18 protein-coding genes are annotated in these 19731 nt (G+C 70.1%); 7 read left to right on the top strand and 11 right to left on the bottom strand.

Annotation, left to right across the window (positions count from 1 at the left end):
• From ACU6XJ_RS02080 to ACU6XJ_RS02070, 3 genes are read left to right on the top strand one after another with little or no spacing between them, the layout of a single operon-like run.
• Positions 1–1944, top strand: a complete 1944-nt coding sequence (locus tag ACU6XJ_RS02080; protein ID WP_476306263.1) for an acetyl/propionyl/methylcrotonyl-CoA carboxylase subunit alpha — start codon at positions 1–3, stop codon at positions 1942–1944.
• Complete coding sequence (locus ACU6XJ_RS02075; protein WP_476306261.1) at positions 1941–3110, top strand: acyl-CoA dehydrogenase family protein; 1170 nt, start codon at positions 1941–1943, stop codon at positions 3108–3110. The genes ACU6XJ_RS02080 and ACU6XJ_RS02075 overlap by 4 nt, the downstream gene beginning before the upstream one ends.
• Positions 3111–3120: 10 nt before the next feature.
• Complete coding sequence (locus ACU6XJ_RS02070) at positions 3121–3729, top strand: TetR/AcrR family transcriptional regulator (protein ID WP_476306259.1); 609 nt, start codon at positions 3121–3123, stop codon at positions 3727–3729.
• Here the strand turns inward: ACU6XJ_RS02070 and ACU6XJ_RS02065 are convergent.
• A complete protein-coding gene (locus tag ACU6XJ_RS02065; RefSeq protein ID WP_476306257.1) occupies positions 3716–4372 on the bottom strand; it encodes a class I SAM-dependent methyltransferase in 657 nt (218 codons plus the stop codon). The genes ACU6XJ_RS02070 and ACU6XJ_RS02065 overlap by 14 nt on opposite strands.
• 72 nt (positions 4373–4444) lie before the next feature.
• Here ACU6XJ_RS02065 and ACU6XJ_RS02060 point away from each other — a divergent pair, with 72 nt between their 5' ends.
• Positions 4445–5020 (top strand): TetR/AcrR family transcriptional regulator, encoded by a 576-nt coding sequence (locus tag ACU6XJ_RS02060; protein WP_476306255.1) that lies wholly within the window; start codon positions 4445–4447, stop codon positions 5018–5020.
• Between the two features lie 455 nt (positions 5021–5475).
• Here the strand turns inward: ACU6XJ_RS02060 and ACU6XJ_RS02055 are convergent, their stop codons facing one another.
• From ACU6XJ_RS02055 to ACU6XJ_RS02045, 3 genes are all read right to left on the bottom strand, one after another.
• On the bottom strand, positions 5476–6957 hold the full coding sequence (locus tag ACU6XJ_RS02055) for a type I 3-dehydroquinate dehydratase (protein ID WP_476306254.1): 1482 nt from the start codon (positions 6955–6957) through the stop codon (positions 5476–5478).
• Positions 6957–7529, bottom strand: a complete 573-nt coding sequence (locus tag ACU6XJ_RS02050; protein ID WP_476306253.1) for a class I SAM-dependent methyltransferase — start codon at positions 7527–7529, stop codon at positions 6957–6959. Before ACU6XJ_RS02050 ends, ACU6XJ_RS02055 begins: the two co-directional genes overlap by 1 nt.
• A gap of 537 nt (positions 7530–8066) precedes the next feature.
• Positions 8067–8336, bottom strand: coding sequence for a GlsB/YeaQ/YmgE family stress response membrane protein (locus ACU6XJ_RS02045; RefSeq protein ID WP_476306252.1), 270 nt, complete (start codon positions 8334–8336; stop codon positions 8067–8069).
• Between the two features lie 307 nt (positions 8337–8643).
• On the opposite strand from ACU6XJ_RS02045, the gene ACU6XJ_RS02040 reads away from it, so the two are divergent.
• Positions 8644–10020 carry a class II 3-deoxy-7-phosphoheptulonate synthase gene (locus tag ACU6XJ_RS02040; protein ID WP_476306251.1) on the top strand — a complete coding sequence of 459 codons (1377 nt, stop codon included), beginning with the start codon at positions 8644–8646 and terminating at the stop codon, positions 10018–10020.
• Positions 10021–10055: 35 nt separating this feature from the next.
• Complete coding sequence (locus tag ACU6XJ_RS02035) at positions 10056–10862, top strand: polysaccharide deacetylase family protein (protein WP_476306250.1); 807 nt, start codon at positions 10056–10058, stop codon at positions 10860–10862.
• A 134-nt stretch (positions 10863–10996) separates the two neighbouring features.
• Here ACU6XJ_RS02035 and ACU6XJ_RS02030 read toward each other — a convergent pair whose 3' ends face one another.
• Genes ACU6XJ_RS02030 through ACU6XJ_RS02020 form a run of 3 tightly spaced genes read right to left on the bottom strand, consistent with a single transcriptional unit; the run spans position 10997 to position 14110 of the window.
• Positions 10997–11356 (bottom strand): nuclear transport factor 2 family protein, encoded by a 360-nt coding sequence (locus ACU6XJ_RS02030; protein ID WP_476306248.1) that lies wholly within the window; start codon positions 11354–11356, stop codon positions 10997–10999.
• The gene (locus tag ACU6XJ_RS02025) at positions 11353–12102 is read right to left on the bottom strand and encodes an SDR family NAD(P)-dependent oxidoreductase (protein WP_476306246.1); all 750 of its coding nucleotides are present in this window, start codon (positions 12100–12102) and stop codon (positions 11353–11355) included. Before ACU6XJ_RS02025 ends, ACU6XJ_RS02030 begins: the two co-directional genes overlap by 4 nt.
• Before the next feature lie 46 nt (positions 12103–12148).
• Positions 12149–14110 (bottom strand): Stk1 family PASTA domain-containing Ser/Thr kinase, encoded by a 1962-nt coding sequence (locus tag ACU6XJ_RS02020; RefSeq protein WP_476306244.1) that lies wholly within the window; start codon positions 14108–14110, stop codon positions 12149–12151.
• 90 nt (positions 14111–14200) lie between these two features.
• Between ACU6XJ_RS02020 and ACU6XJ_RS02015 the strand changes: the two genes are divergently transcribed.
• Entirely contained in the window at positions 14201–14566 is a 366-nt protein-coding gene (locus tag ACU6XJ_RS02015; RefSeq protein ID WP_476306243.1) for an Rv2175c family DNA-binding protein, read from the top strand.
• Here ACU6XJ_RS02015 and ACU6XJ_RS02010 read toward each other — a convergent pair.
• The 4 genes from ACU6XJ_RS02010 to ACU6XJ_RS01995 form a co-directional block, all read right to left on the bottom strand.
• Positions 14535–15461: a phytoene/squalene synthase family protein gene (locus ACU6XJ_RS02010; protein WP_476306241.1), complete on the bottom strand. Its 927-nt coding sequence runs from the start codon at positions 15459–15461 to the stop codon at positions 14535–14537. The two genes, ACU6XJ_RS02015 and ACU6XJ_RS02010, sit on opposite strands and share 32 nt — an antisense overlap.
• Entirely contained in the window at positions 15458–16888 is a 1431-nt protein-coding gene (mptB, locus tag ACU6XJ_RS02005) for a polyprenol phosphomannose-dependent alpha 1,6 mannosyltransferase MptB (protein WP_476306239.1), read from the bottom strand. Before mptB ends, ACU6XJ_RS02010 begins: the two co-directional genes overlap by 4 nt.
• A 231-nt stretch (positions 16889–17119) precedes the next feature.
• Positions 17120–18589 (bottom strand): phytoene desaturase family protein, encoded by a 1470-nt coding sequence (gene crtI / locus ACU6XJ_RS02000; RefSeq protein WP_476306238.1) that lies wholly within the window; start codon positions 18587–18589, stop codon positions 17120–17122.
• 3 nt (positions 18590–18592) lie between these two features.
• Entirely contained in the window at positions 18593–19675 is a 1083-nt protein-coding gene (locus ACU6XJ_RS01995; RefSeq protein WP_476306236.1) for a polyprenyl synthetase family protein, read from the bottom strand.
• Between the last annotated feature and the right edge of the window lie 56 nt (positions 19676–19731).

Here is a 19731-nt window from a genome sequence, read left to right as displayed (position 1 = left end):
ATGATCACGAGTGTGCTGGTCGCCAACCGCGGTGAGATCGCCCGCCGCGTCTTCCGCACCTGCCGGGAACTGGGCATTTCCACGGTGGCGGTGTACTCCGACGCCGACGCGAACGCCCCGCACGTGCGGGAGGCCGATGCGGCGGTGCGGCTGCCGGGCAACACGCCCGCCGAGACGTACCTGCGGGCCGACCTGCTGGTCAAAGCAGCGCTGGACGCGGGCGCCGACGCGGTGCACCCCGGCTACGGGTTCCTCTCCGAGAACGCCGGTTTCGCCCGCGCCGTCTCCGAGGCCGGTCTGATCTGGATCGGCCCCTCCCCGGAGTCCATCGACCAGATGGGCTCCAAGATCGCCGCGAAGCAGCTCATGAGCGGAGCGGGCGTGCCGGTGCTGTCCGAACTGGACAGTCCAGCCGAGTCCGACCTGCCGGTGCTGGTGAAGGCCTCCGCCGGTGGCGGCGGGCGCGGGATGCGGATCGTGCGCAGCCTCGCCGACCTGCCGTCGCAGCTTGAGGCCGCGCAGGCCGAGGCGGCGTCGGCCTTCGGCGACCCGACGGTGTTCTGCGAGCCGTATCTGGAGAACGGCCGCCACATCGAGGTGCAGGTGCTCGCCGACCGGCACGGCACGGTGTGGGCGGTGGGGGAGCGGGAGTGCTCCATCCAGCGCCGCCACCAGAAGGTCGTGGAGGAGGCGCCGTCACCGCTGGTGGAGCGGCTGCCCGCGATGCGCGCCCGGCTGTACGAAGCGGCCCGCGCCGCCGCCAAGGCCGTCGGCTACGTCGGTGCGGGCACGGTGGAGTTCCTCGCCGACGACAGCGGCCGGTTCTTCTTCCTGGAGATGAACACCCGCCTTCAGGTCGAGCACCCGGTCACCGAATGCACCACCGGCCTGGACCTGGTCGCCCTGCAACTGGCCGTCGCCGAGGGCGAACGCCTGCCCGCCGACCCGCCCGTGCACCGCGGCCACTCCATCGAGGTGCGCCTCTACGCCGAGGACCCCGCCCACGACTGGCGCCCGCAGAGCGGCACCCTGCACCGGCTCTCGGTGCCCGGCGTGACCACCGAGTTCGGCCTGCTCGACCGCCCCGGCGTGCGGCTGGACTCCGGTGTGGTGGACGGCGACGCGGTGGGCGTGCACTACGACCCGATGCTGGCCAAGGTCATTTCCTGGGCGCCCACCCGCACCGAAGCGGCCCGCCGCCTGGCCGCCGCGCTGAGTGCTGCGAAGGTGCACGGTCTGACCACCAACCGCGACCTGCTGGTCCGGGTGCTGCGTCATCCGGCGTTCCTGGCGGGCGATACCGACACCGGCTTCTTCGACAGGCACGCCCTGACCGAACCGCTGGCGGACAAGGACACCGAGGCGCTCGGCGCACTCGCGGCGGCACTCGCGACCGCGGCGGCCAACCGCGTCAACGCGGGCGGGTTCCCCAGCGGGTGGCGCAACGTGCGGTCACAGCCGCAACGCAAGCAGTTCACCTCCGCCACCGGCGAACACGAGGTGTCCTATGTGCTCGGCCGCGGCGGGCTGACCGCCGAGGGGCACCCGGACGTCGCGTTGATCAGCCTCGCACCCGAGCAGGTCGCGCTGGACATCTCGGGCGTGCGGCGGACGTTCGACGTCGCGCGCTACCAGGGCCTGGTGTGCGTGGACTCGCCGCTGGGCGCGGTGACACTGCGAACGGTGGAGCGCTTCCCCGACCCCGCCACGCTGGTGGCGCCGGGATCGCTGGTGGCGCCCATGCCCGGCACGGTGCTCCGCGTCGCCGTCGCCCCCGGCGAGAAGGTCGATGCCGGTCAGCCGCTGCTGTGGCTGGAGGCGATGAAGATGGAACACGCCGTGGCCGCACCCGCGGCAGGGGTCGTGGACGAGCTGAATGTGCAGGCAGGACAACAGGTTGAGATGGGCACCGTGCTCGCGGTAGTCACTGTGGAGGAATCATGAGCTTCATCGAGACGGACGAACAGCGGGCGCTGCGGGCCGCGGTGCGCGAACTCGGCAACAAATACGGCTACGAGTACTTCATGCGCAAGTCCAAGGCCAAAGAGGACGTGCTGGAGCTGTGGCACGAGGCGGGCAAGCTCGGCTACCTCGGCGTCAACCTGCCCGTCGAGTACGGCGGCGGTGGCGGCGGCATGTATGACCTCGCGCTGGTCAGCGAGGAGCTGGGCGCCACCGGCAGCCCGCTGCTGATGATGATCGTGTCGCCGTCCATCTGCGGTTCGGTGATCTCCCGCTTCGGCACGCCAGAGCAGAAGCAGCGGTGGCTGCCGCCGCTGGCCGACGGCTCCACGATCATGGCGTTCGGCATCACCGAACCCGACGCGGGTTCCAACTCGCACAAGATCACCACCACCGCGCGCCGCGACGGCAGCGACTGGATCCTCAACGGCCGCAAGGTGTTCATCTCCGGCCTGGACACCGCCGACAACGTGATGATCGTCGGCCGCACCGAGGACGCCAAGACGGGCAAGCTCAAGCCCGCCCTGTTCGTGGTGCCGCTGGACTCGCCTGGCCTGGAGTACAAGCCCATCGACATGGAACTGATCATGCCGGACCGGCAGTTCCAGGTGTTCATCGACGACCTGCGGCTGCCCGCCGACGCGCTGGTCGGCGACGAGAACGCGGGCCTGCTGCAACTGTTCGCGGGCCTGAACCCGGAGCGGATCATGGCCGCCGCGTTCGGCATCGGCATGGGCCGCTACGCACTCGACAAGGCGGTGGCCTACGTCAAGGAGCGCAACGTCTGGGGCACGCCGATCGGCGCGCACCAGGGCCTGGCGCACCCGCTGGCCACGGTGAAGATCGAGCTGGAACTGGCGAAGCTGATGATGCAGAAGTCCGCGGCGCTCTACGACGCGGGCGACGACATGGCCGCGGGCGAGGCCGCGAACATGGCCAAGTACGCCGCCGCCGAGGCCAGCATCCGCGTCATCGACCAGGCCGTGCAGTCCCTCGGCGGCAACGGCCTGACCGCCGAGTACGGCCTGGCGCCGCTGATCAACGCCGCCCGCGTCGGCCGGGTCGCGCCGGTCAGCCGGGAGATGATCCTCAACTTCGTTGCCCAGTACAGCCTCGGCCTGCCCAAGTCCTACGGGCGCGTTTCGTAGGCTTGCGCGCATGACCGAGCTAGCCTTCCGCAGGCCCCAGCAGGACCGCAGCCGTGCCACCCGGCAGCGGCTGCTGGCGGCCGCCGCGGAATGCCTTGCCGAGCTCGGCTGGTCGGGGACCACGGTGTCGCTGGTCGCGGAACGGGCGGGCGTGTCCCGCGGCGCCGCCCAGCACCACTTCCCGACCAGGGAAGACCTGTTCGCCGCGGTGATCGAGCACATGACCGAGGTGCGGCTGGCGGAGATCACCAGCGCGGTGGCCCGCCTGCCCACCGGCGGCGCCCGCACCGAAGCCATCGTGGACATGCTGTTCGAGGTCTACACCGGCCCCCTCTTCCGCGCCGCCCTCCAACTCTGGGTGGCGGCCTCGGTAGAGGAGGCCCTGCGCAATCGCATCGTCTCGGTCGAGGCCTGGGTCGGCCGCGCCGCCCACCGCGCCGCGGTGGACCTGTTGGGCGCCGACGAGTCCAAGCCTGGCGTCCGCGAGACCGTCCAGGCCACTCTGGACCTGGCGCGCGGCCTCGGCCTGGCGAACGTGCTGTCCGACGACAGCAAGCGCCGCAAGAAGATCGCCCGCCATTGGGCCAAGACCCTGGAACTCGTCCTCAACCAGGACTGACGGACGCCTTCTTCTCCGCCACCAGCATCGTCAACGGCGGCCACGGCCGCAGTTGCGTGTAGCGTCCGCCGTCGGGCCGCACGAGTTCGACGGCGTCGAAGCGGTACCGGATGGTCTCCAGCACGTCGACCCCGGTCCAGCCCGCGAGACGGCGGTAGAGCCAGCGCAGTGCGTGGATCAGCGGAGTGATCGCTCCGCTGGGCACCAGCCGCATGTCGATGACGAACAGCTTGCCGCCCGGCCGCAGCGCCGAGTAGACCCCCTCGACCACGGCCGGTACATCGTGGGTGGCGCTGATCGCGAAGCAGGCGACCGCCACATCGAAGGCCTCAGGCGGGTAGTCCAGGGTCGTCGCGTCGGCCTGCTCGACGTCCACGTTGGCCCAGCCGTGCTGCGCGATTCGGGCTCTCGCTTGTTCGACCATGCCGGTGCTCATGTCGATGCCCTGCACATGACCGTCCGGTCCGACGGCATCGCGCAGCCCGGCGAAGTTCGGCCCGGTGCCGCAGCCCACCTCCAGCACGCGGTGTCCCGGCTGGATGTCGAGCTCACGGCGAATGATGCGGCCCAGCTCGCCGTCCCATCGCTCGGTCCAGCGGCTGTTCCGGCTGGCCCAGTTCCACAGGCGTTGTCCTCGCCCCATCTTGTACCCCTCTCTATTACAATGCACTCGCATTGTATCAGGGTTGCAATGCGAGTGCATTGGAACGGAGTGGTGAGGTTGCCGAAGCAGGTGGATCACGGGGCGCGACGACGCGAGTTGGCGCATGCGGTGTGGCGGGTGATCAGCGGGCGGGGGCTGGAGGAGGCCACGCTGCGACACGTCGCCGCAGAGGCGGGCGTGTCGATGGGGATGGTGCAGCACTACTTCAAGGACAAGGACGAGTTGCTGCACTTCGCGTTGAGCAGCATGACCGAACAGGTCGGCGCCCGGATGGCCAGGAGGCTGGCGGACTGCGGGTCACCACGCGAGCGGGTGCGCGCGGTGTTCTTGGAGTCGCTGCCGCTGGATGCGGAACGCCGCCTGGAAGCCCAGGTGTTCCTGTCTTTCTTGGCGAAGGCCCCGTTGGACGAACGGGTGGCGGCGTATCTCTCGGACGGCCACCGCCAAGGCGTGGCCTACCTGGTGGAGCAGTTGGCCGACAGCGCCTCAAGCAATCCCGAGGCCGATGCGACCCTGCTGTTCGCGTTGGCCGACGGCCTGACCTTCCATGTCCTGTCCAGCCGCTACCCACCGGAGACAGCCGTCCAACTGCTGGACGCGCAGTTGGATCGACTGTTCGTGACTTGATGCAGATTCACGTCGGCTGCGGTTTCTCGATGAGCTCATCCCAGCCGCTCCACTTGTATTCCCGCTCTCCACCGTGGCCAGGTCGTAGTCGGCGTAGTGGTTCGTCGCCGAACGGCTCGACCAACTCCACCTCGAACGAAATCCTCTGTTTACAGCCCTGGAGTAGGACTCTCGATCGGGTCGGCGCGGGACTTGGCACCACGGTATAGCCGAAGTACTCGTTGCGATGGATACGCAGATCCTCGTTGCTCTCGAAACTTGGCTCCGCAAGCGGAAAGAAGTTGTGGGAGTTACTGCGGTCTCGCCGCGTAGGCTGTTCTCGAGGTGCGAGACCTCGGTGGCGCTCCTGCCCAATTGCTCCGCCCACGCGATGCGGCAGTGTGCATCCGGGATGACAACGCCACTCTCCGTTCTCAAAGGCAACTCGAGGATTGTTTTGTCATCCTGCAAGCGCTTCACCCCACCGAGACCGCCCGATCCAGCGCGGCGCCCACAATCTTCGGCGGCAGGCCGTGGCCGGTCATCAGACGGAACTGGCGGCTGCCTTCCGTCGCCAGCACCTCCCGTCCGTCGAGCGCCAGCAGCCCGGCATGCCGAGCTGCCGCCACCAGCGCGGTCTCCGTCTCACCACACACCAGGTCCAACACCATCCCATCCGGTCGCGACGGGCGGAACAGCAACTCGTCCATCACCGGAACAGCACTCACCACCAGCGAATACTCCTCGGGCCGGAATTCCCGCAGTGGAACGAAGGGCAGTCCAAGCCGCGCCGCGGCCTGCCTTCCTTTCGCCGCATCGCGGTTGACCAGCGTCACCTTGGCCTTGGCCAGCTTCAACCCGACCGCAGCCGCACGGCCCGCACCGCCGCAGCCGATCACCGCGGTCTTCCGCCCGCCGAGGGTCACCCCGTGCCGGGTCAGCGTCGCCACCACACCGGCCGCCTCCACATCCGCCCACCAACCGTTGCCCCGACGCAGCAGCATGCCCGCCGCCCCGCACCGGCGAGCCAGCGCGCTGGCTTCGCCCGCCAACTCGAGCGCCGCATCCTTGTGCGGCGCCTGAACCGACAGCCCCAGCAGCGGGAGTCCGATCTCGGCCAAGCCGGTGCTCAACGCGACCAGCGTCATCGGCAGTTCCGCCGCCGTGAACGGCAGGTACCGCGCCGAAATCCCCAACGCGCGGTAGCCCGCGTTGTGCAGTCGCGGCGACAGCGCATTGCGCACCTGCCCGCCGACGACCCCGTACAGCCGGTCCACCCTGGCGATGGCCTTGACGTCATAGTCGCCCAACAACTGCGCCGCGGTCGGCGTCCACAGATCGCCGTCACCCCGCCGCAGCCTGCCGAAGGCGACCCTGGCGCCGAATCGCGCCGCCAGCACCCTCGTCCAGGTGCCCGCAGGCCCGCGGGCGAACGCGGTGAAGTTGTCCCGCCCCGCCTCCTGCAACAGCTTCGACGCGACCAGCGCCTGCGCCGTGGAGCCCGCCAGCGGCGCCAGCCGACACAGCCGCGCCGGCAGCGTCAGCAGGTCGTTGCGGAGCCTGCGCAGCGACGACAGGTCCGATGTGGACGGAAACGCCGAGATCACTCGCTGGTGGTGCGGAATCTGGCTGAGCAGCGCGAGGTCCCGACCCGCCTCAAGGTCGACCAGGTCGCCGTGGCTGGCGGCTGTCAGCAGCCTGGCGTGGCGCACGCTGTCCGACTCGGTGCTGGCCCCGCCCGCGGGCGCGCTGCGCAGCGAGAACAGTCGGGTGCCGGTGAACTCGCGCCGCCAGCGCGCCACCTCGGCCTCGGTCATCAGGTCCGCTCGTACCTCCAACGCGGACACACCCGCCTGCAACGCGCTCCCGTCGGGCGGTCCGGTGACGATCCCGAACACGGTGACCCGCCGGGCCGCCGGTTCTGAGCTGCGGGGTTCGGGAAGCAGCAACCGCGCCATCAAGCACCTGCCTTGCGTGCCGTCAGCACCACCCGGTCCTGAGCCCCGGAGCAGGGCCGCTCATAGGTGAAGAACGCCGAGGCGATGTCGAGGAAACCGTGGTCGCGCAACTGCACCGCGAGAAACTCCGCGGACAGCCACTGGAAGCCGGGGGCGTCGGGATGCGGTTCGGTGAAGCGACCGTTGCGCGGACCGTCCATGGACACCACGACGTGCCCGCCCGGCGCCAGCCATGCGTGCAGCCGACCCAGCACGGGCAGCGCGCCCGGTTCGTAAAGATGCCCGAGCACGCCGTCGGCGAAGACGACGTGCCACGGACCGGCGGGCGGCGTCCAGGTGCGGAGATCCCCGACGACGGTGGCGACATTCTTGAGCCGCGCCAGCTCAACCGCCTCCGGCATCAGGTCCATCGCCAGCACCCGGCAGTCGTCGAGCAGCTCCGCCTCGACGGCGGCATTGCCGCAACCCACGCTGAGCAACCCCGAGTACTCATCCAGCAACTCGCGCACCACGTCGGTGATCCATTTGCGATATGCGGGGGAGTAGGTGGCAGGCGTGACCGAATCGCCCACCGCCTCCCCTCGCTCCCAGATGTGAAATCGGCTGGGCTCAGAAGTTATGTCGTCCACATAAAAAGCACGAAGCGAAGCAAAATCCGACATGACGCCAGGTTTTCTGTGACGAGGGGTGGGGATTGTTTCCGATCACTCGCGTGGGTGGATGGGAGGATCAATATCCGAACAGGAGACCACACCTCCGCCTGTCGAGTCGGAAATTCCCAATGGGGAAACTCGTCGCGGCGATCGCCTGCAACCCATGCGCATGCGCGGACGCCACGCCATACTCCTTCTGAGTAAAAGTGAATGGTGTTCGACATTCGTTGGTACGAGCCCACGCCCGGAAGCGGCAATGAGACGGGCCACGCGGATCTCGTCACCGTCGAATCAGCATGTTGGCTGAGCGGCTGATCGCCAAGAGTCGGCGGTGAGGACTACCTAAAGGACGTGTGTTCAGAAGCCAAACGGATCAAAGCGGACACGCAGCGCAGCCAGGCCGGTGCTCCGACCGCGCAAGTGCCCGCTTTGCCGTGATGCTCCGATGGATGCGACTCAGCGCCGCCGCGACCGGGTTCCGCCCGCCAATGCCGCGACGCCCAGCGCCGCCAAGCCGACCTGGATGGCCAGTTCGATCCAGTCGATGCCGTCCGTCGCGGCGAGGTCCAAGCGGCTGGCGATGAACGTGCCGAGCAACGCGGCGAGGATGCCGACCAGCATCGTCGAGATGCAGCCCATCCGCTGCTTGCCGGGCACCACCAGCCGCCCCAGCGCACCGATGACCAGGCCAATGATGACCGCCCCGATGATGCTGCTGATCTCCACCGGTTCTCCTTACGCTGGGTGCCAGTTGACGTTACAACGAACGTGTTACGCCGCCGGTTCCTGGTACCCGGTAGCGATAGGACACCGCGGTCAGGTGCTCATTCCTTCCGCCGACACTCTGCGATGACCAGGGCGAAATGATCAACCGCGGGCTCGACGGTGAAGTCCGCGACGAGTCGCTGACCTTGATCGGTACACAACTGCATCCGTCAAGCTCGGCAGGCAGCTATGACAGTTCCGCATCTCACGACGTGAGAGAGGCCTCCCAGCCGCAAACCCGGTGGCGGGACCGAATACTCTTGGCGTCGTGAACTGGACAGTTGACGTCCCGGTGGACACCCTCCCCGAACTGCCGCCGCTCCCGGCCGAGCTGCGCGGCAAGCTGGACGACGCGCTCGCGCGGCCCGCGGCGCAGCAGCCGAGCTGGCCGCACCCCGAGCAGGTCCGCAACGTTCGCACGGTGCTGGAGAGCGTGCCGCCGGTCACGGTGCCCTCCGAGGTGGACCGGCTGCGCGAGCGCCTCGCCGACGTGGCCCGCGGCAACGCCTTCCTGCTCCAGGGCGGCGACTGCGCCGAGACCTTCGCCGACAACACCGAGCCGCATATCCGCGGCAACATCCGCACGCTGCTGCAGATGGCCGTGGTGCTCACCTACGGCGCCAGCATGCCGGTGGTCAAGGTCGGCCGGATCGCGGGCCAGTACGCCAAGCCCCGCTCCTCCAACACCGACGCTCTCGGCCTCGCCTCCTACCGCGGCGACATGATCAACTCGCTGGTGGCGACACCCGAGGCGCGCGTGCACGACCCGTCGCGGATGATCCGCGCCTACGCCAACGCGGGCGCGGCGATGAACCTGCTGCGCGCGCTGACCAGCGCCGGGCACGCCGACCTGACGCGAGTGCACGACTGGAACCGCGACTTCGTGCTGAACTCGCCCGCCGGTGCCCGTTACGAGGCGCTGGCCAACGAGATCGACCGCGGCCTGCGCTTCATGTCCGCCTGCGGGGTGGACGACTCCAGCCTGCACACGGTGGAGTTCTACGCCAGCCACGAGGCGCTGGTGCTCGACTACGAGCGGGCCATGCTGCGGCTGGAGGACGGCAAGCTCTACGACCTGTCCTCGCACTTCCTGTGGGTCGGCGAGCGCACCCGCCAGCTGGACGGCGCGCACATCGCCTTCGCCGAGCTGCTGGCCAACCCGATCGGCCTCAAGATCGGCCCCGGCACCTCGCCCGAGCTGGCCGTGGAGTACGTGGAGCGGCTGGACCCGCACAACGTCCCCGGCAGGCTCACGCTGATCAGCCGCATGGGCAACACCAAGGTCCGCGATGTGCTGCCGCCCATCGTGGAGAAGGTGACCGCCTCCGGCCACCAGGTGATCTGGCAGTGCGACCCCATGCACGGCAACACCCACGAGTCGACCACCGGCTACAAGACGCGGCACTTCGACCGCATCGTCGACGAGGTGCAGGGCTTCTTCGAGGTGCACCGCGGGCTGGGCACCCACCCCGGCGGTATCCACATCGAGCTGACCGGTGAGGACGTCACCGAATGCCTCGGCGGCGCCCAGGAGATCTCCGACAACGACCTGCACGGCCGGTACGAGACCGCCTGCGACCCGCGGCTGAACACCCAGCAGTCGCTGGAGCTGGCCTTCCTCGTCGCGGAAATGCTCCGGTCCTGAGCTCCGTACTCCGCACGGCGGCGGCGCTGGGGCTGGTGCTCGCCGCCGTCGCCTGTTCAGCTGAGGCACCCGCCCCGGCCTCCGCTCCGCCGACCACCGCCCCCACCGTCGCAGGCACGTCGGCGCCCTCGGCCACGCCGGTCGCCACCCCGCCGCCCGGCCCGGCGGGCCGGATGCCCGTGGTGGAGCACGGCAGCCGGAGTTCCGGCATGGTCGCGCTGACCTTCGACTCGGACATGACCGAGGCGATGAAGCACCGCCTGGAAACCCGCCAGGTGCCGTCGTATGACGGCAAGGAGGTCGTGGACGTCCTACAGCGGATGGACACGCCCGCCACGTTCTTCCTGACCGGCATGTGGGTGGAGGTGTATCCGGAGACCACCCGGCGCATCGCCGCCGATCCGCGCTTCGAGGCGGGCAGCCACTCCTACTCCCACCGCGCCTTCGCCGAACCCTGCTACGGCCTGGCCACGGTGCCGCGGAGCCAGATGGCGGCCGATGTGCGGCGCTCCTACGAGGCGATTCAGAAGCGGCTGCCCAACCCGGTGCCCTACTTCCGCTTCCCCGGCGGCTGCCACGACCCCGACGCGTTGGCCGCCCTCGGCCCGCTGCGGCTGACCGCCATCCAGTGGGACGTGATCAGCGGCGACGCCTTCGGCACCGACGTCGACACCGTGGTGCGCAACTCGGTCGACAAGGCCAAGCCCGGTTCGATCATCGTCCTGCACTCCACCCTCGGCACCGCCCCCCTCACCCCGAAAGCCCTGCCCCGCATCATCGAGGGCCTGCGCGCCAAGGGCCTCAAGCCCGTCAAGGTCTCCGAACTCCTCGCCGCGCGATAGCCAACGAGGCGCAACGGTTCGGGATGCGCATGCTGGTCAGGCCGACGACCGGTTCTTCCTCGCACCCTCGGGTTGGCAGAAGGGCCGCGACAGCGTGTTCGGTGTCCGCGACGACGACGGCGTGCGGATCGACCTCATCGCCCGCTGAGGTAGGTGCCCGCGCCCTCGACGATCTCGCCGCCGCGGAAGGTGAGCACCTCGTTGACCAGCCCACCCGCCTGGTTCCGAAAGTTGATCACTAGCTGGTCGATGCCGACGTAGACGCCGAGCACCTCGTGGTGCAGGTCGGGGATCTGCCGCAGGCCCTCGGCGAAGTAGGCGCGCAGCGCGTCCCGGCTCCGGATGACGCCGTCCGTGCCGAGCAGCCGCGCAACCATCGGCGAGCGCCACACCACGTCCTCGGCGTAGTGCCGCATGATCCGGTCCAGGTCGCGGGAGGCCCAGTCGGCGGCCCATTCCGCGGCGAAGCGCCGCGCGGCGGCGTGATCCATCATCGCAGGTAGGACGCTCCGTTCAGGTCCAGCACCGCGCCGGTGGTGAATTCCGCCAGCGGCGAGGCCAGGTACAGCACGGCCGCGGCGACCTCCTCGGCCTTGGCGACCCGGTGTAAGCCGCTCTGCGCGCGGAAGGACTCGCCGCCGTCCTCGTCTTGGAAGTACGGCAGCGCCATCCCGGTGTCCACCACGCCCGGCGCGACAGCGGCCACCCCGATGCCCCGCGGCGCCAGCGCCACCGCCAGCGACTGCCCGAGAGCATGCAGACCGGCCTTGGTCGCCGCATACGCGGGCGACCGCGGCATCCCGCGGTAGGCCGCCCGCGAGCCGACGTTGACGATCCGGCCGCCCGACGGCAGGTGGTTGGCGGCGCAGTAGCTCAGGTTCGCCGCGCCGAGCAGGTTGACCGACACCAGCCGCTGCCAGCCCTCCTGCCATTGCTCGTAGGAGCATTCCAGGATCGGCTGGTGCGGGGTGCCCACGCCCGCGTTGTTGACCAGCACGTCGAGCCCGCCGAGCCGCTCCCGCGCCTGCTCGACCAACTGCCAGGCCTGCTCGGGGTCGCCGACGTCGGCGCGCAGCGCAACATGGCCCTCGCCGGGCAGCGCCGCGAGCACGGCCTCGGCCTGCTCCCGCGAAGATCCGTAGTGCACCCCGACCCGGTCGCCATTCGCCGCGAAGGCGTGCGCGATCGCCGCGCCGATCCCGCCGGACGCTCCCGTCACCAATACCGCACGAGCTGTCACTAGATCATTATGGCGCTTCGGCGGCGGGAAAGCCCGAGAAGGCGCTTTAGAAGAACGTGGTGAGGGTGACGGTCTCGCCGCGTCGGACCAGGGTGCCGGGCAGCGGGAACTGGCCGATCACGGCGCCCCGGCCGCCGCCCGCGAAGCCGTTGAGGCGGACGTTCAGGCCGAGTTGCTGTAGCTGTGCCCTGGCCTGCTGGACGTCCTGGCCGAGCAGGTTGGGGATCTTGATCGAGGTGGAGATCACCAGGCCGACGCGGCCGTCGGACGGTTTGGTGCCCGCCTTGGGGTCGGTGCGGATGACGTTGCCGCCCTCGACGTCGTCGGAGAACTCCTCGGCGATCACGAACGGCTGGAAGCCCGCCTGCTGGAGCGCGGCGAACGCCTGGTCCTTGGGGATGCCGATCACGTTCGGCACCGGGATCGGCTCGCGGCCCTTGCTGACGATGATCGTGACCGGTGCGCCGATGCTCAGCGTCGAGCCGGGGCCCGGTTCCAGCCGGGACACCTTGCCCGCGGGCACGGCGTTGTCGAAGACCTCGTCACCGCGCCGCGAGGTCAGCTGCGCCGCCTTGATCGCCTCTTCGGCATCGGCGACATCGCTGCCCGCGGGCACGTTGGGCACCTTGGGCTTGCCGATCGAGACGAACAGCTTCACCGTCGACCCGCGCAGTTCGTTGGTACCGCCTCCGGGGTCGGAGCCGATCACCTTGCCTGCGGCAACGCCGTCGTCGTACCGGTTCACGACCTCGACCACCAGTTCGCGCTCCTCCAGCGCCTGGGTGGCCGCTGCCCGGTCCATGCCCTGCACGGCGGGCACCTCCACCCAGCGGGTGGAACCCATCCACCAGGCCAGCAGCGCGATGAGCACCCCAAGGCAGGTGATGGACGCGGTCCAGGTGATGAACGCCCTGCGGGCGCGGCGCCGCTCGTCCTCCGGCGACCGGTGCGCGGGCACCTTCGGCAGGTTCTCCGTCGGCGGGTCGGCCAGCGGCAGCGCCATCGTGCCGCGCGGGCCCGCGTAACCGGGCGGCACGGACGGGTTCGGTGGTACGGAGTACGCGATGCGGTTGGTCGGCGGCTCCGGGACCGGCGGTGGGTCGGGCGGCACGGCCGCGGCGGCCGCTGGCAGCGGCACCGAGGCCCGTTCCAGGCCGAGCACCGCCCGCACCCGCTGTACACCCAGCAGGAACTGCGCGGCATCGGCAGGCCGCAGGTCGGGCTGGCGCTGGGTGGCGCCCGCGACGATCTCGTCCAGCGCCGAAGGCACATCCGGCGCCAGGCTGCTCGGCGTCGGGACCGCCTCGTTCACATGCCGGTACGCCACCGACATGGGGCTGTCCCCGCTGTAGGGCGGCACCCCGGTGAGCATCTCGAACAACACGATGCCCGCCGCGTACACATCGCTGCGCGCATTGGCCAGACCGGTGGTGACCTGCTCGGGGGAGAGGTAGGCGACGGTGCCCAGGATCAGCTGGTCGCTGGTGGCATTGGAGTCGGCGATGGCCCTGGACAGGCCGAAGTCCGCGACCTTCACCGCGCCGCTGCTGCTGATCAGCACGTTCTCGGGTTTCACATCGCGGTGCACCAGGCCCGCGCGGTGCGCGGCGGCCAGCGCGGACAGCACCGGCTCCAACACCGCCAAAGCCTGGGCGGGGGAGAGCCTGCCCTGCTCGCGCAGCACATCGCGCAGCGTGCCGCCCTCGATGAGCTCCATGACCAGGAACACCTGGTCGCCGTCGGGGCTGCGGTCCACGCCCTGGTCGTGCACGGCCACCACGCCGGGGTGGTGCAGCCGGGCGACGGTGCGGGCCTCCTGCACGAAGCGGTCCACGAAGGCGGGCTGTCCGGACAGCCGGGAGTCCATCACCTTGATCGCCACCGGCCGGTCCAACCGCATGTCCAGCCCGCGGTAGACGGTGGACATGCCGCCGCGCGCGATCAGGCTGTCAACCCGGTACCGCCGTTCGAGTACCGAGCCGACCAGACCGACCGTCCGCTGCTCCACATCCAGATCGTACGGACTGGGTGAGTTGATTCGTTCAGGTGGCGCCAATTTGCTCGGCATCGCCGTACTACCTGTGGCAATGTTTATGACGTGAGTTCCATCCCAGTCGCATCGGACGTATTGGATGCCGACGTCGAGGTGCTTCCGCTACCCGACGTGGCCGAGCGGCTCGATCAGCCGATTACCCGTGTCCATCAACTGTTGCGTGAAGGCCAGCTTCTCGCCGTGCGCCGTGACGGCATGATCGCGGTACCCGCGGTCTTCCTCTCGGAGGAGGGCATCGTCAAGGGCCTGTCCGGCACCGTGACGCTGCTGCGCGACGGCGGCTACAGCGACGATGAGATCCTGCGCTGGCTGTTCACCATGGACGAGTCGCTTCCCGGCACGCCCATCGAGGTGCTGCGCTCCAACCGCGCCCGGGAGATCAAGCGACGAGCGCAGGCGATGAGCTTCTAGCGCGCACCCTCTCCACCAGCACCCTGCCCGCCGCGGGCACCGCGACGGCGAGCCGCCGCGCCGCGCCGACCCGCACGCGGCGGTGCAGCACGTGGTGGTCGGCGAGGGTGATCTCGTCCAGGATGTCCCGGTACAGGGTGAACGCGGTGGCCACGCAGACCCGGCTCGGCCCGGCCAGCAACGCCACGCCTGGTTCGGCCTGCCGGTACATGCCGTGCGCGACCTCGACCAACCATGCCAGCAGCCGCCGCACCCGCTCGTCCTGACGGCCGGTGCGGCGGCACCACACCAGCAGCTCACGGTCCACCCCGAACCGTGCGAGCTCGTCGCCGGGCAGGTAGATCCGGCCGCGGTCGAGGTCCTCGCCGACGTCGCGGAGGAAGTTGGTGAACTGGAAAGCCACCCCCAGCGCCGCCGCGTACGGCTCCGCCTCGCCGCGCGGACAGGTGGTGCCGAGCACGGGCAGGAGCTGGAGGCCGATCACGGCCGCGGAGCCGTGCATGTAGTCGTGCAGCGCGTCCAGGTCGGCGTACTCGGAGACCTCCAGGTCCATCCGCATGGCCGTCAGGAAGTCGGTGAAGTACCGCGGGTCGATCTCGTACCGGCGCGCCGTGTCGCCCAGCGCGGCCAGCACCGGGTGGTCGACCGGCCCCGCCAAGGCGGGCCTCACCAGGCGGGTCACCTCGTCAAGCTGCGTACCGCGCGCCGACGGGTCGGGCGACTCGTCCACCAGGTCGTCCACCCAGCGGGCGAAGCCGTACAGGGCGTGCACTGCTGCCCGCTGGGCAGGCCGCAGCAGACGGGTGGCCAGGTAGTAGGTCCGGCCGTGCCGGGCGTGCAGCGCGCGGCAGTGGCGGTAGGAGGCGCGCAGGCGCTCGTCGGGACCGCCGCTCACTCGGCGGTGCGGGTTCGGCGCAGCCCCAGCGGATCCACCTTGACCAGGGAGACCGCGGCCAGCACAGACACCGCGAACGCGATGAGCAGGTAGCCCCAGTCGTACAGCGCGGTCGCGCCGGTCGGGTAGGTCACCAGCAGCAACCACACCGAGCCGCATACCGCCGCCATCAACGCAGGCGTGCTCCACGCCAGCGCCGCGGCCAGCACCAGCGGCCAGCTGAAGTACCAGGGCAGCGTCTGCGGCGACAACGCGGCGACCGCCAGCAGCACGATCGCGGCGCGGCGCACGGCGTCGGGTCCGCCATCGCGGGCCGCCCACCACTGCTTCACCGCGATGACCAGCAGCACCAGCGCCCCGATCGCGCGGCCGATGGTGAGGAACGTGTCCTCGTTGGCGTCGAAGAACAGGTTGGTGAACCAGTGCGCGATCTGCGAGACCCCGGTCGGCACCGACAGCCAGTTCACGATCGCCGAGGACTCCCGCAGCGCGCCGATCCAGCCCAGGTCGACCCCGGCGAGCAGCGTGCACGCGGTGAACGTGCCCAGCGCGGTGCCCACGCTGAGGATGGTGGCGCGGATGAACCGGGACAGCGGCGAGCCGGTCTTGCGGGCTGCCCAGATCCACACCAGGAACGGCAGCGCCACGATCGCGGTGGCCTTCACCGCCACCGCCAGGGTGATCGCCACGACGCCCCAGGCGTGCCGCCGGTCCAGTGCCAGCGCCATGCCGGTGGCCATCAGGCCGATCATCAGCAGGTCGTTGTGCGGGCCGCCGGTCAGGTGCACCAGCATCAGCGGGTTCGCGGCGACCAGCCACAGCGCCACCGACAGCCGCCCGCCGAGGTGGCGGCACAGCACCGGCAACGACCAGCAGAGCAGCGCGAGGCCGACCAGCATGGCCAGCCGCATCACGATCACGCCGCCGATGAGGCTGTCCCCGGTCAGCCACACGGTGGCCTTGGCGACCAGCACGAACACCGGTCCGTAGGGGGCGGGCGTGTTCTGCCAGACCCAGCTGACGTTGTCCGAGAGCGGACCCGGCGCGGCGGAGGGGCCGACCTGGTAGGGGTCGAGGTCGTGCAGCGCCAGGTTGCCCTGTGCGAGGTAGCTGTAGACGTCGCGGCTGAACAGCGGCGGCGCGAACAGCAGCGGCAGCGTCCACGCCGCGATCGCGGTGAGCACGCCGCGGGCGCGCACCTGATCCAGCCGGACCTCCCGGCCCAGCCGCACCCACGCCAGGATCATCAACGCCACACCCGCGTAGATCACGAAGGTGGCCAGGTCCTGACCGTGCCCGAACCGAACCCAGGTCAGCGGGCTGCCCGACAGCAGCGGATCGCGCACCAGGATGCCGCCCGCGCCGACAGCCCCGAAGGCCAACAGCACCGAGGCGACCACACCCAGCGCCAACGTGCTCGCCGACACCCGCGCACGACGGGTCGGAACAGCCGTGGGCAGGGTGCGCGAAGAGAGCACCGGGTCAGTCCCGGCGCTTCTCGGAGGGGCGGACGAGGTAGTCGACATCGCGATGTCAATGGTGGCACAGACGTTGTTACCGCCGCGTGTCCGCCTGTGGCTTCAGAGGTGTGATGTTTGAAAATTCTTGGTTCGACGCCACGAACAGCGCAAACACTCGCGCACCCGTGTCGCCGATGATCACTCGATCGGGCGCCGCCCGGCGATTCGTTCGGCGGCCAGCCGTCCGGAGATCAGCGCGGGCGGAATCCCCACCCCCGGCACCGTCCCGCACCCCGCGAGCACCACGTTCCCACCCGGCAGGTTGCCCGGCCGGAACGGTCCGGTCTGGGCGAAGGTGTGCGCCGCCGAGAACGGCGTCCCCGCGGCGTGCCCCTCGGCGGCCCAGTCGGCGGGCGTGACGATCCGCTGCACGTCGGCCCTCAGGTCCAATCGCGTGAGCAGCTCTTCGGCGTACCGCGGGCCGACGCGTGCCCAGTCAATGGGCGCGGTGCGCAGGTTCGGGCAGGGCGCCAACACGTAGTGCAGTTGCTTGCCGTCGGGCGCCAGGCTCGCGTCGGTAACCGTCGGGGTGGTGACCAGCAACGACGGGTCGCTCATGAGCGTGCCCTCGTCGATGATTTCGCGGAAGGTGCGTTTCCAGGCGCCGCCGAAGGAGATCAGGTGGTGCGGCAGCCGGGTGTCCCCGCTCAGGTGCAGCACCACGGCGGAGGGCGACCAGCGCAGCGGCAGCGGCCTGCGCGGGGTGCGTCCCAGCAGCCGGTAGCTCACCGGCAGGTCGGGCGTGAGGACCACGGCGTCGCAGCCGATTCGCCCGCCGTCGTGGGTGATCACTCCGGTGATGCGCCCGCCGGTGCGCTCCAGCCGTTCGACCGAGCGCCCGTAGTGCAGCTTCGCCCCGTGCTTGGCGGCCGCGGCGGCGAGTGCCTCCGGCAGCGTGCGCATCCCGCCGCGCGGGAAGTACACGCCCGCGACGGTGTCCATGTAGGCGATCACCGCGTAGGCGGCCAGGGCCTTGTGCGGTGCGACGCCCGCGTACAGCGACTGGAACGTGAACACCCTGCGGAGCCGTTCGTCGGCGATGAACCTGCCAACGGAGGGCGCCAGCCTGCCGAACCCGCCGAGCGCCGCCAGCCGCGCGAGGTCGCGTCCCAGCAGGTCCAGCGGCGAGTCGAAGTTCCCGCCGATGAACCGCCCGATCTGCGCCCGGTACAGCCCGGTCAGCCACTCCCGAAGCTCGCGGTACCCCGCGGCGTCCTTCGGCCCGGCGAACCCCCGGATCTCCTCGGCCATCGCACCGGCGTCGGTGTGCACCCGCAGCGCCGAGCCGTCGGCGAACCGCGCGTGGTACGCCGGGTGCAGCGGGACGAGGTCGAGATGGTCGGCCAACCGTTCCCCGACCGCGGCCATGGCGTGCTCGACGAGATCGGGCATGGTCAGCACGGTCGGCCCGGTGTCGATGCGGTAGCCGTCCAGATCCAGCCTGCCCGCCCTGCCGCCGGGGTGCTCCGCCCGCTCGATCACGATGACTTCGCGCCCCGCACCGAGCAGGTACAGCGCCGCCGACAGCCCGGCCAGCCCCGCTCCCACGATCACCACGTGGTCGGTCGGCCCCGCCACGGTCTTCGCTGCGCCCCGCAGTGCGGTCACGGGTCAGTGGTTGCGCTTGGTCGCCGTGATGGCCAGGTCGGCCAGTTGGGCGGCGGCGTCGGGGGAGATCGCGGTGGTGGTCAGCGCCGAGAGCGCCGATTCGGTGAGTTGGTCGATTCGGCCTTCCACCGCGTCGACGGCGCCGAGGGAGACCAGCAGGTCCCGGACGCCGTCCACCTCGGCTTCGGACAGTTCCCTGTTGCCGATCGCGTCGCGCAGAGCTTGCGCCGCGGTCGGGTTGTCGGCGGCGAGTTCGAGGCCCAGGGAGACCAGCAGGGTGCGCTTGCCCTCCCGGAGGTCGTCACCCGCGGGCTTGCCGGTGATCTTGGGGTCGCCGAACACGCCGAGCAGGTCGTCTCGCAGTTGGAAGGCCATGCCGATGTCGGCGCCGAAGAGCTCGTAGGCCGCCAGCACCTCCGGGGCGGCGCCGGCGAGCAGGCCGCCGAGCAGCAGCGGACGGCGCACCGTGTAGCCGGCGGTCTTGAACCGGTTGATGCGCAGCGCCGCGTCCTGGCTCTCGTCGCCGCGGGCCTGGGTGAGCACGTCGATGTACTGGCCCGCCAGTACCTCGGTGCGCATCGCCCGCCAGGCCGGGGCGGCCCTACGCAGGGTCTCCGCGGGCAGGCCGCTGACGTGGAACATGTCGTCCGACCACGTCAGCGCCAGGTCGCCGAACAGGATGGCGCCCGCGAGGCCGAAGTGTTCGGGAGTGCCCAGCCAACCTTCGCGGGCGTGCAGCCGTCCGAACTGCACATGCACCGTCGGTTCGCCGCGGCGCAGCAGGGAGTCGTCCATCAGGTCGTCGTGGATCAGCGCCGCGGCCTGCAGCAACTCCAGAGCGCTGATCGCGGTGACCACGCCCTGGGCTTCCGGGCTCGTCGGATCGCCGCCCGCGCCCCGCCAGCCCCACCAGGCGAACGTCGGGCGGATCCGTTTCCCGCCGTTCAGCACGAACCCGAACAGCGTCTCGGCCGCCGCGACGACGTCGGTGTCCAGCTCGGCCAACTCGGTCCTGCGCTCGTCGAGAAAGCGATGGAGCGCGCCGTGCACATGGCCGGGCAGATCGGCATCAGGCGTGAGATTCACCCTTTTATCCTGCGCTTTGTGCTCGAGGTGCGCGCAGCCGGGTCGTTCGGTTATGC

The organism is Actinorectispora metalli (assembly GCF_056323685.1).
The sequence above is the reverse complement of the archived record's forward strand: the minus strand, read 5'-3'. Positions and strand labels throughout refer to the sequence as shown.

Excerpts from the sequence above, each read along its gene's own strand:
- ACU6XJ_RS02080 (WP_476306263.1), top strand. The coding sequence starts at position 1 with ATGATCACGAGTGTGCTGGTCGCCAACCGCGGTGAGATCGCCCGCCGC.
- ACU6XJ_RS02075 (WP_476306261.1), top strand. The coding sequence starts at position 1,941 with ATGAGCTTCATCGAGACGGACGAACAGCGGGCGCTGCGGGCCGCGGTG.
- ACU6XJ_RS02070 (WP_476306259.1), top strand. The coding sequence starts at position 3,121 with ATGACCGAGCTAGCCTTCCGCAGGCCCCAGCAGGACCGCAGCCGTGCC.
- ACU6XJ_RS02065 (WP_476306257.1), bottom strand. The coding sequence starts at position 4,372 with ATGGGGCGAGGACAACGCCTGTGGAACTGGGCCAGCCGGAACAGCCGC.
- ACU6XJ_RS02055 (WP_476306254.1), bottom strand. The coding sequence starts at position 6,957 with ATGGCGCGGTTGCTGCTTCCCGAACCCCGCAGCTCAGAACCGGCGGCC.
- ACU6XJ_RS02030 (WP_476306248.1), bottom strand. The coding sequence starts at position 11,356 with ATGATGGATCACGCCGCCGCGCGGCGCTTCGCCGCGGAATGGGCCGCC.